The following is a 13,697-nucleotide window of genomic DNA, read 5'->3' on the forward strand; positions in this document are numbered from 1 at the left end:
GAGTGCTGCTGGTACATCGTTTTCAAATAATGGAGTCCAATACATTTTGATTCACCTCTAGTCCAATTTACTACAATTATCTGTGCTTTATTGTATCAGAATATTAAGATTTTTAATATGTTTGATGTCTTAGCGTATAAAATTTAAAATGTCAGCGAACCCCCATATACAAAGAAGCATGTGTTATCAGGCTCTTTAGAATTCCTATATTGAGAGCTAGATTGTGAAAAAATGTACTTAAAGTAATGGAAGCAAGAGAAAAACAATGGAGTTGTTGCAGCAACTCTTTTATTATTCTACTAACGGATCAGGTTAGTGAAAGAAGAAAAAATTTCCTTTTAATATAAGTGTGATAAAATACAAAATAAACCATTCGGAGGGGGATATAGGAATGTTTGTACATAAAATTGATGATGACTTATCTTTAAAACTAATAGAAGTAAGAGATGGGGAAAGAATATTCAAATTAACAAATAATTCAAGAACTTATCTAAGAGAATGGCTTCCTTGGCTAGATGTTACAACTAAACTTGAAGATACGATAGAGTTTATTAAAACATCTTTGAAGGGATTTGCTGAAAATAAGAGTTTGAATACAGTTATTTTATTTAACGAGGAAATTGTTGGGGTTGCGGGGTACAATAGTATAAATTGGTTAAATAAAACGGCATATATTGGTTATTGGCTTGGGGAAGAATTCCAAGGAAATGGAATAATGACCAAAGTGGCTAAGGCATTGACCGATTACGCTTTTAGTGAGTTAAACTTAAATAAAGTTGAGATTAGGGCTGCTGAGGGGAATAAAAAAAGTAGAAGTATTCCCGAAAGATTGAACTATATAAATGAGGGATGTATTAGACAAGCTGAATGGCTATATGACCATTATGTTGACCACGTTGTTTATGGAATTTTAGCTGAAGAATGGAATAAAAAACTGTAACCTCTTATTTAGCTAATATGTGCTATATGACTATGAAACGTACGTTGATGAAAACGGTCAGGTGAAAAAGAGAAGAGCCTACGTATGGCGATTTGTTGGCTATGGATGTAGTTGTTTTGCAACGACAAAAAAAGAACTCGAAGAAGAAAGTGCTAGCTTCAATCCAACATTATAAAGACGATCCTGATGAATGTGGGCACAATATTTATCCATTTTATACAGATATTATCGATACGGGGGGTCAGTTATGAAAAACTTTGTTGCGTTTGATTTTGAAACAGCTAATCAAAATCGGCATAGCATTTGCTCAGTGGGGATGGTTTTTGTTGAAGATGGAAGAATAGTAGATTCAGTTTATCAATTAATTGATCCTGAAGAGGATTTTGATGGATGGAACATTGCTATTCATAACATCACTCCACGTGATGTAAAGGGTGCACCCACTTTTGAACAATTTTATAAAGCGATAAAGGATAGAATTGATAACCAATTGATGGTAGCACATTATTTAGCGTTTGATGGTTATGCTCTAAGGGATAATTTAGCAAGATACAGTGTTCAACCAGGGCTTCATCAGCTCCTTTGTACATATCAGTTGTCTAAAAGATTAATTTTAGGTCAATCAAGTTATTCTCTAGACTCTTTGTGTGAGTATTTTGGTATTGAGTTAAATAACCATCATCATGCTTTAGATGATGCTAGGGCATGTGCCGATTTGATGATTAAATTAGTAGACGCATATAGCTTAAATGATTTAGAGGCAGTCTATAACAAAACAAATATAAAAGCAGGGGAAATTTCAGCAGAAAGGTTTAGATCCTCACTAGTACATTCAAAGGATTTCTCTAACTATAAATTGGATTTGTCTGCTATTGAGGTGGCTCTTGATGCAGATAGAGAACATGCGTTTTACGGGAAAAGCATCGTTTTTACAGGTAAGTTAAATGCCTTTTCACGAAAAGAAGCTGCCGAATTATTGGCAAGTAAGGGGGGAACTCCTCAAAATGGGCTCAACAAAGAAACAAATTTTATTGTGGTTGGGGATTTTCGTGATGTGATGATTGAAGGAAACAAGTCTACAAAATTGTTGAAAGCAGAAAAAATGATCAACGAAGGAAAAGAACTTGAAATTATTAGTGAATTAGATTTCTTAAAAATGCTTTAATGAAGTTTAAGGAAGGATTGGATGAGCTTTTTCAAATCCTTAAAAAACTAAATACCAAATTCAAAACAAACCCAACACTAGTGAAAAGTACCCCCACAAAATTGATTACATTTAATTATTTGCCCCTGGTAACGTTATGGTGACCCCTAAGTAATATACAACAATCAGGCACTTTTCTGGAGTAACGAAAAAAGCCCAATTTCTAATATTAATTAAATTGGGCTTTTAATATTGTAATTTCCTTAACGTTGTAAATTCGTATTTTCCTAACACTACCCCTAATTGAAAAATGTTGACAAACTATTAGCTGGTTTAACTTAAGTACAATCCTTCATAATCTGTATTTTGAATGAATAGCAAAAGAAAGTATTAACATCTTTCCAAATGAATGATCCTCTTCTTCCTCAAAAATTCCAGTCTACTTAGTATCTAACCTTATTCCCCCGTAGAAATAGGCACCCAAATCAGTAACAGCAACCTAATTTGAATCATATTTTGTTGAAGAGAGTACACGAGGAATCTGGCGGTTCTATCTGACTAGACTAACAAATGACTTTTGATATACTCTCCGTTCACGTATCAGTTACTTATTTATTTTAACTTTAAAGGGGGGGAAAGTATGCAATTTCAAAATGAATTGCAAATGTTAGGCATGGATAATTACTATGTTGGTGAAGTAGTTCCAATGAATCCGCAAAACCACCAATTTCTAGAAGATTCTCGGCGATGCGGCGGGTGCGGACGGTGCGGCGGGTGCGGACGGTGCGGTGGAGGATTTCGTTGTGGAGGGTTCCGATGTGGTGGATTTGGTTGTTTTGGCTGCTTTGGCTGTGTTAGCTGTTTTGGTTGTTCCAACTGTAACTGTTCCAACTGTTTTGGTTTTGCAGGTAGTTGTTTCGGATTCGGTATCGGTTTCATATAAAAAGAAAGTGTCCCTGCAGATCTGCTCAGGGGCACTTCTTTTTGGTTTATCATAATGGACAAATAAATGAACATAAAATGATAGTGCAAAATTAGGATGAATTTTAGGAAGAAGGAGGAGCTGAATGACAAAACTGACCTCGTCCTCACGTTTAAAGGTAAAAAGGGATACTATTTTTCTCCCTGATCCCAAAAATGGTGTTTATTTTAGAAATAATATAAGCTCGTTCCGTATGGAAGGTGCCACCATCTATCAGTGGATTGAAAAACTAATGCCGATGTTCAATGGGGAGCAGACATTGGGAGATTTGACAGAGGGATTAACTGCTCCTTATCGGAACCGGGTATATGAGATCGGTGAAACGTTGTACAAGAATGGCTTTGTTCGAGATATAGGCCAAGATATACCACATCAATTAACCAAGATGGTTCTTCATCACTATGCTACACAAATAGAATTTATCGAAAGTTTTGTGGAATCGGGTGCGTATCGATTTCAGCAATACCGACAAGCTAAAGTGCTGACAATCGGGTCTGGCGCCTTCATCGTTTCTTTGGTTTCATCGTTACTAGAATCAGGACTACCTAAATTTCATGTCATGGTAACAGATTCCATTCCAACAAACCGGCAGCGATTAAATGAAATAGAGGAGAAAGCTAAAATGACGGACCCTGAGGTGGAAGTAGAGGTAGTACCTTTTCAAAAAGAAGAGGGGAGTAGTTTTTGGAGAGAAGCTGTGAAGCCCTATGATTGGGTTCTGTATATATCGCAGGATGGAAATATAAAAGAAATAAAGGATCTAAATCAGGTCTGTAAAGAAGAAAAGAAAGCCTTTATACCCACTATATGTTTAGATCAAGTGGGGTTAGCTGGTCCACTTGTTCATCCAGAATCAGATGGCTGCTGGGAGTCCGCTTGGCGGCGCCTTCATCAAACTGTAGTAAATACAAATAAGCAGCCCCAAACTTTCTCTTCGATTGCAGGATCACTTTTGGCGAATGTTTCGGTGTTCGAATTTTTCAAGAAGGTGACAGGGGTTGCGGGATCAAATCAAGGGAACCAAATTTACCTTCTTGATCTTGAAACGCTAGAAGGAGATTGGCTTTCGTTCCTAACACATCCAATGGTAACGACTAAAAAGGATACACCGAGACAGGTTGAAGATCTGGATGTTAGGCTCAAACAGGAAGTGGAAAGAAATGAATCGCCAAGTTACCTCTTAGACTATTTCAGTCGCTTAACTTCAGAAGAAACTGGAATTTTTCATACATGGGAGGAACAAAATTTGACCCAGCTACCGCTTGCACAGTGCTATGTTCAAGCAGTTAATCCCTTGTCAGAAGGTCCGGCAGAACTGCTAACAGAATGTATTTGTGGAGGTTTAACTCATGAGGAAGCACAACGGGAAGCCGGACTGACAGGTATTGAAATGTATGTTTCACAAATGATTGATTCATTTGTGAAGGGAGACAGCAATAACGCATGTGCAAGCCTTTCAAGCGGATTTATAGGTATTGGAGCAGGTGAAACAATCGAAGAGGCTGTTTGCCGAGGGTTGCAAGCCTATTTAGAGGAAGAATTAAGAAAAAGAAAGGTTGAACAACTGAATATGATTTTTAGTATGGAGCTCGGATCGATAGAAGATCGACACTGCCGATTTTATTTAAATGCCCTGACTACCTTGAATAGCATAACGACGATCGGAGTAGAAGAGGAAATACATGGCTTTCCCGTAATATGGATTAGATCAAATGACAGATGGTACACAAAGGTGGGTTTAAATACAACATTAGCGTTAAGGAGTGCATTACAACAAGCTCTTATGGATGCTCAAAATCAAGTGAATTCCAATGAGAGGCAATTGGTAGAGCCAGCAGCTATTTTGAAAAATAATTCTTCTAAACTTGACATTCCCTCTTGTGAGGAAATGACACAATTTGAGCTATTCCAATCCTCCATTCAGGTCCTTCACAGGAATAACAAACAACTTTCCGTCTATGATTTTGCCTTTGAACCTTTTTTAAAGCAACATGAACTGGCAGGAGTGTTTGGTGTTCAGCTGCGAGGGGGGAATTCTGATGGCTGCCAAAATTCTAATTGAAGGAGAGGGGTTACTAGCAGATTATGTCAGTGATCTTTTGTCTAATCAATATGACGTAAGGCGACAAAGCAACTTAGCAGAAGTTCCCGAAGAAATAGAATTAGCTTTGGTATTACACGATGCCTGGCATCCATCGATTCATCAAAAAGCGGAAGAAAAATTTCGGACTACTAGTATCCCCTGGCTTCGAGGGTTTATTTCGTTCGGGGAGGGAATCATTGGTCCAATCGTATTCCCTGATGGACCAGGATGTTCTCGCTGTGCTGACATACGGCGCTTGATCGCAGGACCCGATCGGCTGGAAATGTGGGGGCTACAGATAAGAATGGCGGAAGCAGGAGAAATACGGAGTGATGCATGGGCATCTCGAACTGGACTATTGCATATGGCCTTATTGATAATCAAAGAGGCACAGAAGGTCCTTAAAGGTGAACGTACCTATTTAGAAAATAGAATGTATATTACGAATCTAAGAACATTACTTACTTCTAACCACTTTTTCTTGCCTGATCCATCATGCTCAGTATGCAGCCCATTACCTGCTGACACAGCAGCATTAGCACAAATGAGAATCAAATCTAGTCCTAAAATCAGTGAGGATAGTTACCGCTGCCGTCCTATTAGTGAATTAAAATCAGTTTTGGCCAAAGAATATTTGGACTTTCGAACCGGTGTCATGAATGGAAAAATGCAGGATTACAGACTGCCATTTGCTGATGTCCTTGTTAACATGCCGATGTTTGGAGCCGATGAGGGAGTTGCAGGGCGATCGAATTCTTATGAGTTGAGTGAGCTGACAGCCATTTTGGAAGGCTTGGAGCGATATTGTGGGATCGAGCCTAGAGGAAAAAAGACGGTCATTCGAGATAGCTACCGCAATTTGGAGGATATAGCACTATATCCTGAACGTGTAGGTTTACATGAAAAGGAACAGTATGCAAAGGTGAATTTTCCATTTAAACCGTTTCAACCTGATGACCAATTGAATTGGGTATGGGGATATTCGTTTTTACAAGAACGTCCTATTTTGGTTCCGGAGCTACTCGCTTATTACAGTTTAGGCGGTAGAGAGGGCTTAGTTTATGAAACGTCTAACGGATGTGCATTAGGAGGGAGTCTAGAGGAAGCTATTTTCCATGGCATTATGGAAGTTATTGAACGAGATTCATTCCTAATAACTTGGTATGCAAATTTGCCTCTTCCTCGTCTGGACCTTCATTCAGCGAATGATAAAGAGGTAATGCTGATGGTCGACCGTGTGCGAGAGGTTTCCGGATATGACCTCTATTTTTATAATTCAACGATGGAACATGAAATTCCAAGTGTTTGGGCAATCGCAAAAAATAGAAGATCCACGGGTGTAAACCTTATTTGTGCAGCCGGAGCAAATCCGGATCCAGTAAATGCAGTTAAAAGTGCAATTTACGAGCTTGCAGGAATGATGTATCGACATGATGAAAAATTGGAGGAAAACCGACAAGAATATGAAAGGATGTTACTAGATCCATTCGAAGTAAAGACGATGGAGGACCATGGCATGCTGTATGGCTTGCCAGAGGCAGAGGAACGCCTAAATTTTTTATTGGATAATAACCGTCCATTAAGAACGTTTGAAGAGGAATATAAGCCACAGCCGAAATATACAGATTTGAAAGATGATCTTGAGGACATCTTGCAAAGGTTTCGTCAGTTAAACCTCGAGATTATTGTGGTTGACCAGTCAACACCTGAAATCAAACGGAACGGTTTATTCTGTGTAAAAGTATTGATTCCAGGAATGTTACCAATGACATTTGGTCATCACCTTACTCGTGTAAAAGGGCTGGAAAGGGTCTTAAACGTACCGATGAAACTTGGCTTTACAAAGCATCCGTTAGAATACGGACATCTAAATCCATATCCTCATCCGTTTCCATAATGGGAGTAGGAGGTTAAAGGTTGAATCTAGACACATTTCTATACAATTTGCATTTTGAACCAGATAAAATCTCTCCGCCGGATTGGCAGGTTGATTGGGAAGATGCACCACTTTCCTATAAATTGTATCGTGGTTTACCAGAGATACCACTTTCTACAGAAGTACCGTTATTCATCGAGGAACGGGAAGGTGCTGTAAAACCAAGTCTTAAGGGCATCGGTCATCTTCTATGGTATATATATGGCCTTACTCAATATTCACAGACCGCTTTTTCCAATGGGATCACAGAAAATGATGTGATGATTGCCCAATCGTTACGACGATTTGTTCCTTCTGGAGGAGCAATGTACCCCAATGAATTATATGTCTATTTAAAGTTAGATGATATACCAGAAGGAATCTACCATTACTCCGTTGCTCATCACCGCCTCGTAATGTTGAGAGAAGGAAATTACGACTCCTATTTATCTCGTAGTCTAGGAAATAACTGTGATATTTCAGACTGTTTTGGAACCCTTTTTATTTCAACAATGTTTTGGAAAAACTTTTATAAATATAATAACTTTTCTTATCGTTTGCAAGGGTTAGATGCAGGTGTGTTGATTGGGCAAACGTTAGAAGTGGCGAATCGGTTAGGGTTCTCTACAAGGATATGCTACCAATTCCTTGATCGACCGATCAATCATTTACTAGGGCTATCCGAACAGAATGAAAGTGTATATGCGGTTATCCCCTTATCAATACAACCAGTTAATAATTTCGGTGAAAGTGATAAACTAGAAAGGGTTTGCGCCAGTGCTTTATGCCAGGAGTTGCCAGTGTTGATCCATGAATCCTTTCAACGATCAAAAAGAGTACTAGATTACCCGATGATAAGAAAGATCAATGAAGCATCGATGGTAGAATCAACAGATGCATTTGTGAAGATGGAACAGGATAATCAGATGAGTGTTTCTTCAAGCATGGAAACTGTTATGCTGCCATTTACAGAGCCCTTATCATATGATCTCGCAGCTGTTTGCAGGAAGCGGTATTCTATTAATGAAGATTTTTTGATAGGGAAAGTGAGTCAAGTACAATTAGCCACTTTGTTAAAAGAGACATTTTCCTTTTCATATCAGAATGACCTTGACAAAGCAGAGGGAAATATTGAGTCTCGTTTGGACTTGTTTAGTTGTTTTTATCATGTAGACGATATTCCAAATGGGGCATACTCCTATGACAAAAGGATGAATGCCCTTCATAGAATATCGCCAGGTGATTATCGGGAGTATTTACAATATGGATTAACATTGGATAATGTGAATCTGTTTCAGGTCCCGCTTGGTTTCCATGTCGTTGGAGACAAGAATCACCTCATCGAGAAATTGGGGTATAGAGGATACCGGATTCAGCAGATGGAAGCGGGTATTCTTGTACAACGACTCCTTTTGGCAGCGAATGCTTTAGGGATGGGAGGCCACCCGCTTCTGGGTTTTGATGCTAAATCATGTGACGAACTTTACCAGATTGAATCAAAAGGGAAAACCAGTTTAATCCACATCCCTATCGGCCACTACCGTCCACGCGCTTGGTTAAAGGGAAGTTTGCATAGCTAGATGGAGAAATAATGAATCTGGTTTTCTTACAGATAAATAATATAGTCATTTTCAAATTGATATATTTCATATTTTAAAAACAATTAGGAAACATATAGGATCCTCTTCATGTACTTGAAACTCTTCTTGTATTGCTTTATATTTACACAATAGAGGTACAATCATAGAATGAAGAGGGAGGAGAGCCTCCCTTTTTTTCCTTTACTATGTAAGCGTACTGTTTGGTTTGATAAATCAAGGTTTAAATATTGGAGGTCTATTGTGGAAAATAACGATATATTAATTCGATTGAGATATGCAACGGAAATAAAAAATAAAGAAATGGCAGAGATATTTAAACTTGGCGGCGTGGATGTAACAGTCCCAGAAGTAATAAAGATTCTCACAAAATCAGACGAGTATGATGCTGAAAGTGACGATCAAATAAAATGTAATAACAGTATGTTAGATTCATTTTTAAATGGTTTTATTATTTTTAAAAGAGGAAAACAAGAGCCCAGACCAGGACAGCCTGATACGCCAGAACCGTCTATAAAGAAAAGTCCAAACGTTAATAATCTCCTGTTAAAGAAAGTAAAAATAGCATTGGCATTAACTTCTGAGGATATGCTGGATATATTCGAAAAAGCAGGAATCACGGTTTCAAAAGGAGAACTAGGCGCTTTCTTAAGAAAAGAAGGGCATAAGAATTATAAAGAGTGCGGAGATAAATACGCCAGGAATTTCTTAAAAGGGTTGGCTGTCAAATACAGAGGATGATGCATGAAAGAATCTTACAGGTGATTACATGATACATACCTACTTAGGTGAGACAATACGTTTTGAGATCAAGTACAAAAATCGTTTGTCTATAGGAATTACGATAGATAGTTATGGAAATGTTGAGGTCCAGGCTCCGAAAGGGACACCTGATGATAGAGTGCTTCAATTAGTAGAGGGAAAATGGGATCTTATTCAGCAAAAATTAATAGAAATGAAGGGTAGGCTGCTTGGACCTCAGAAGAAGGTCTATGAGGATGGTGAGAGTTTTCTTTATTTAGGAACCATCTATCCCATACAAATCTTTCAAGATATAAATATAACGCCAGAACATGTAGTGTTTAATGAAGAAAAGCTACATATATATGTAAAGCAGCTTGACACTGAAAAAATAAAACAAGCTTTAAAACGATTTTATTACCAGCAGTGTAAGGCATTAGTTGCGAAGAGCATATCCTCCTATCAAAGCAACTTCAAAACAAAACCACGTTCTTTTCGTATCTCGGATAGTAAAACTACTTGGGGAACCTGTGATTCAAAACTGCAGTTAACATTCAATTGGAGACTGGCAATGGCACCACGAGAGGTAATCGACTATGTAGTCGTTCACGAAATGTGCCATATGGTTCATCTTAACCACGACCGATCCTTCTGGCGTCTTGTTGGAAAAATAATGCCTGACTATAAGGAAAAGGAAAACTGGTTGACTTTATCAAGTTGGAAAATGATTGTTTAGCAGTCTCATTACCAGTTACAAAATGCAAATGTAACAAAAAATAAAATAAAATGAGATGCGATGCTTACATATGGCATCGCCTTTTCCTTGTTCCACTAACGGGCAGATTTAGTTTAATGAGTTCAATTAAATAAAGAATACATGAACATGATAAAATGAGGACGAGTGAAGAAAAATAGTACAGATTTCGAATATATAGATACCTTAGGGCAAATAGAAAGGAAGGAGCGGGAGTACATGGATATAAAAGTAAATGACAAGATGATAAAAGAAATGTGCGGTACCGTCTCCTTCAAAAGAGGAGAATCTTTTTATCAAGCGAGTAAAGTAACATTTAACCAGTATAGACCTGATTTCTGTGAAGCCACCGTTAATGGAACGGAAGACTTTCATGTCACAATTGAAGAAGATGCGAAAGGGGTCATTCAGACGAAATGTAGTTGTCCTACGTTACCAAATTTCGGGAAGTGTTGCCAACACATTGCGGCCGTTTTAATAGCCATTTATGAACAGCAACGACATGTCGGGGCACAGGGCACGCAATCCAATTATGGAGAGATGACAGAAGACTTCGTGAAGCTCTTCCGTGAAAAACCCACTCGAACTAGTGGACATCAGCTTCATTTTGAAAAAAGGAAAGTACTTGATGTCAAGTTCACATGTAAACCTTTCTCAATAGGAAAAGGTCAGTCCTTGTTTGGAATGGAAGTAGCGATTGGTCATACGAAGCTAAAAAATATTCGTGATTTTCTTCAGGACGTAAAACAAGGGGACCCCAGTAACATAACCCCTACATTTAGGTATGACCCAAGCCTTCATTGCTTTTTAAACGAATCAGATGCGGTTATTCATCAACTTATCCGGGTCGTTCATGATGAAAAGGCTTTTTTAGAAGCATTACCGAATCCTTCTGACTGTACAGTTAGTAATCAAACATTACTTATTCCACCATCCACTTGGATGAGACTTATCCCTTTACTCACAAAGACCCCGTTGGTAACGATTGAGCATGATGGTCATTCTTTTGAGAGCCTACGAATTCTGGATGGACCACCTCCTATACAGTTTACATTTGAAGAAATCGAAGGCGATGATTACCAATTGACGATTAAAGGCTTTGACCGGATGGTCGTTTTGAATTCCTATAGTTCTGTGCTATGTGACGGAATAGTCTTTCGGTTAGAAGGGCAGGACTGTGAACGATTATCCGAACTAAAGCAAATGCTAGCCTTTCCAGGTACGGATCACATTCCTATTCCTCATGAACAAATTGATTTTTTTCTAAAAAAAATCGTACCAGGTCTGAAAAGAATTGGCGATGTTCAACTGTCTAAAGTGTTATCTCAAGAGATGATAAAAACACCACTTGTTGCCAAGCTTTACTTGGATCGTCTAAAAAATCGACTGCTTGCAGGACTAGAATTTCACTATGAAAATGTCGTGATTCAACCATTGGAAAGCCGAGACATTCCAACAGGACCAATGATTATTAGAGATCTGGAAAAGGAAGAGGAAATCCTTCAGCTCATGGAGGAGAGTGGATTTTCTACAACAGAAGGCGGTTATTATATGCAAAATGAAGCATTGGAGTATGAGTTTTTATATCATGTCGTTCCAAAGCTTCATCAGCTCGTCCAAATTTATGCGACAACAGCTGTTCGAAATCGTATCTTGAGAAAGAATGCTCATCCAAAAATTAGAGTGAAGATTAAAAAAGAACGAATCAATTGGCTGGAATTTAAATTTGAGATGGACGGTATTGCAGACAAACAGATTCGAGAGATTTTAGCGGCACTAGAAGAAAAGCAGAAATATTACCGCCTGCAAAATGGATCACTCCTATCTCTCGAGACAAAGGAAATGGAAGAAATCCGTCGTTTTCTGAAGGAAGTTCCAGTTCAGAAAGATGATTTTGAAGCTAGTCTAAATATGCCTATTATTCAAAGTCTTAAACACCTTGATTTTATTGATGATAGTCAAGTCTTCACGGTAGAGGAATCGTTCCGTCAGTTTCTTGATAATTTACGTAACCCAGGTAACTTAGATTTCGATGTGCCACAAAGTTTAGATAACATAGTAAGAGACTACCAAAAACACGGATATAAATGGTTGAAGGTACTTGCTAGTCACGGATTTGGCGGCGTTCTAGCAGATGATATGGGACTTGGCAAAACGTTGCAAAGTATTACGTTCATTGTTTCTGAGCTTTCCAGCATTCGTGAAAGGGGGCTCCCGGTTCTCATTGTTTGCCCGTCATCCTTAACATATAACTGGTTATATGAAATAACGAAATTTGCGCCTGATCTTCAAGCAATCGTTATAGACGGGAATAAAGCGGATCGAGAAGAGCTACAAAAGGATACCAAAGATGTAGATGTCATGATTACGTCCTACCCGCTACTACGTCGTGATATAAAGGGGTATGAGAACCAAACGTTTCATACTGTTTTCTTTGATGAGGCACAGGCGTTTAAAAATCCAGTGACCCAAACGGCTCGAGCTGTTAAAAGGATACAGGCAGATAATCGTTTTGGACTTACAGGAACACCAGTGGAAAATTCACTTGAAGAGCTTTGGTCGATCTTTCATATTGTCTTCCCACAGCTATTCCAAGGATTAAGGGAATACAGCCATCTTTCAAGGAAAGCAATTGCCAGAAGGGTTCGTCCATTTTTACTTCGTAGAAGAAAAGCGGATGTGCTTGCCGAGTTACCTGAAAAAATTGAGTCGCTTGAATTATCAGAGCTGCTACCTGAACAAAAGAAACTCTATACTGCATATTTGGCGAAGCTACGCCATGATACATTGAAGCACCTCGACAAGGACACTATTCGAAAAAATCGTATTAAAATTTTAGCGGGATTGACGAGATTGCGACAAATTTGTTGTCACCCTGCCTTGTTTGTAGAAGGCTACAAGGGAAGCTCAGCAAAATACGAGCAGCTGCTACAAATAGTAGAGGAATCAAGACTTTCTGGAAGAAGAGTGTTGATATTCTCCCAATTTACGAAAATGCTTGAGCTGATAGGCAGAGAGATAACAATGCGAGGTCAAACGTATTTCTATCTTGATGGACAAACCCCTTCAGAAAAACGAGTGGAAATCTGCAATCGATTTAATGATGGTGAACGAGATTTGTTTCTTATTTCCTTAAAAGCAGGAGGTACAGGACTAAACCTAACAGGTGCAGATACAGTTATCTTATATGACCTTTGGTGGAATCCTGCGGTCGAGGAGCAAGCAGCAGACCGAGCTCATCGAATGGGTCAAAAACATGCTGTACAGGTTATCAAGCTTGTTGCCCATGGCACAATTGAAGAAAAGATGAACGAGCTCCAAGAAAAAAAGAGAGATCTCATTGCAGACATTATTGATTTTGAAGAAAAAGCGTCCACAACTTTAACCGAAGAGGATATTCGTGAAATTTTGATGGTATAAATATAGACTTATCTTTTTTGATAATAAATAAAACAGAGGCACTACTATCGTACCGTGTAGTGCCTTTTATCAGCTTCTTGTATAATGGAATAAGTTTATAGCTGTAATCTAATGTGATTC

General features: G+C 38.5%; 9 protein-coding genes. All 9 read left to right on the plus strand.

The window, feature by feature from the left end; all coding sequences use genetic code 11:
• Window positions 1–391: 391 nt before the first annotated feature.
• The 9 genes from ACM5BR_RS04380 to ACM5BR_RS04420 all read left to right on the plus strand — a co-directional run bounded on the left by ACM5BR_RS04380 (window position 392) and on the right by ACM5BR_RS04420 (window position 13,577).
• A complete protein-coding gene (locus ACM5BR_RS04380) occupies window positions 392–940 on the plus strand; it encodes a GNAT family N-acetyltransferase (RefSeq protein ID WP_416826215.1) in 549 nt (182 codons plus the stop codon).
• A 247-nt stretch (window positions 941–1,187) separates the two neighbouring features.
• On the plus strand, window positions 1,188–2,105 hold the full coding sequence (locus tag ACM5BR_RS04385) for an exonuclease domain-containing protein (RefSeq protein WP_416826217.1): 918 nt from the start codon (window positions 1,188–1,190) through the stop codon (window positions 2,103–2,105).
• A 652-nt stretch (window positions 2,106–2,757) separates the two neighbouring features.
• Entirely contained in the window at window positions 2,758–3,027 is a 270-nt protein-coding gene (locus tag ACM5BR_RS04390) for a heterocycloanthracin/sonorensin family bacteriocin (protein WP_416827833.1), read from the plus strand.
• 124 nt (window positions 3,028–3,151) lie between these two features.
• Window positions 3,152–5,128 (plus strand): putative thiazole-containing bacteriocin maturation protein, encoded by a 1,977-nt coding sequence (locus ACM5BR_RS04395; protein ID WP_416826219.1) that lies wholly within the window; start codon window positions 3,152–3,154, stop codon window positions 5,126–5,128.
• Window positions 5,106–7,046: a TOMM precursor leader peptide-binding protein gene (locus tag ACM5BR_RS04400; RefSeq protein WP_416826221.1), complete on the plus strand. Its 1,941-nt coding sequence runs from the start codon at window positions 5,106–5,108 to the stop codon at window positions 7,044–7,046. Before ACM5BR_RS04395 ends, ACM5BR_RS04400 begins: the two co-directional genes overlap by 23 nt.
• A gap of 20 nt (window positions 7,047–7,066) precedes the next feature.
• A complete protein-coding gene (locus tag ACM5BR_RS04405; RefSeq protein WP_416826223.1) occupies window positions 7,067–8,644 on the plus strand; it encodes a SagB family peptide dehydrogenase in 1,578 nt (525 codons plus the stop codon).
• Window positions 8,645–8,905: 261 nt separating this feature from the next.
• The gene (locus ACM5BR_RS04410) at window positions 8,906–9,403 is read left to right on the plus strand and encodes a YehS family protein (protein WP_416826226.1); all 498 of its coding nucleotides are present in this window, start codon (window positions 8,906–8,908) and stop codon (window positions 9,401–9,403) included.
• Window positions 9,404–9,431: 28 nt separating this feature from the next.
• Window positions 9,432–10,139 (plus strand): M48 family metallopeptidase, encoded by a 708-nt coding sequence (locus ACM5BR_RS04415; protein WP_416826228.1) that lies wholly within the window; start codon window positions 9,432–9,434, stop codon window positions 10,137–10,139.
• A gap of 237 nt (window positions 10,140–10,376) precedes the next feature.
• A complete protein-coding gene (locus tag ACM5BR_RS04420; protein WP_416826230.1) occupies window positions 10,377–13,577 on the plus strand; it encodes a DEAD/DEAH box helicase in 3,201 nt (1,066 codons plus the stop codon).
• Window positions 13,578–13,697 lie beyond the last annotated feature (120 nt).

Source organism: Ectobacillus polymachus (assembly GCF_048159605.1).
Taxonomy (GTDB): Bacteria; Bacillota; Bacilli; order Bacillales; family Bacillaceae_G; genus Ectobacillus; species Ectobacillus polymachus.

Bases quoted from the DNA above. Each gene is read 5' to 3' on its own strand.
- ACM5BR_RS04390 (WP_416827833.1), top strand. From the start codon at position 2,758: ATGGATAATTACTATGTTGGTGAAGTAGTTCCAATGAATCCGCAAAAC.
- ACM5BR_RS04400 (WP_416826221.1), top strand. From the start codon at position 5,106: ATGGCTGCCAAAATTCTAATTGAAGGAGAGGGGTTACTAGCAGATTAT.
- ACM5BR_RS04420 (WP_416826230.1), top strand. From the start codon at position 10,377: ATGGATATAAAAGTAAATGACAAGATGATAAAAGAAATGTGCGGTACC.
- ACM5BR_RS04415 (WP_416826228.1), top strand. From the start codon at position 9,432: ATGATACATACCTACTTAGGTGAGACAATACGTTTTGAGATCAAGTAC.
- ACM5BR_RS04385 (WP_416826217.1), top strand. From the start codon at position 1,188: ATGAAAAACTTTGTTGCGTTTGATTTTGAAACAGCTAATCAAAATCGG.
- ACM5BR_RS04395 (WP_416826219.1), top strand. From the start codon at position 3,152: ATGACAAAACTGACCTCGTCCTCACGTTTAAAGGTAAAAAGGGATACT.
- ACM5BR_RS04380 (WP_416826215.1), top strand. From the start codon at position 392: ATGTTTGTACATAAAATTGATGATGACTTATCTTTAAAACTAATAGAA.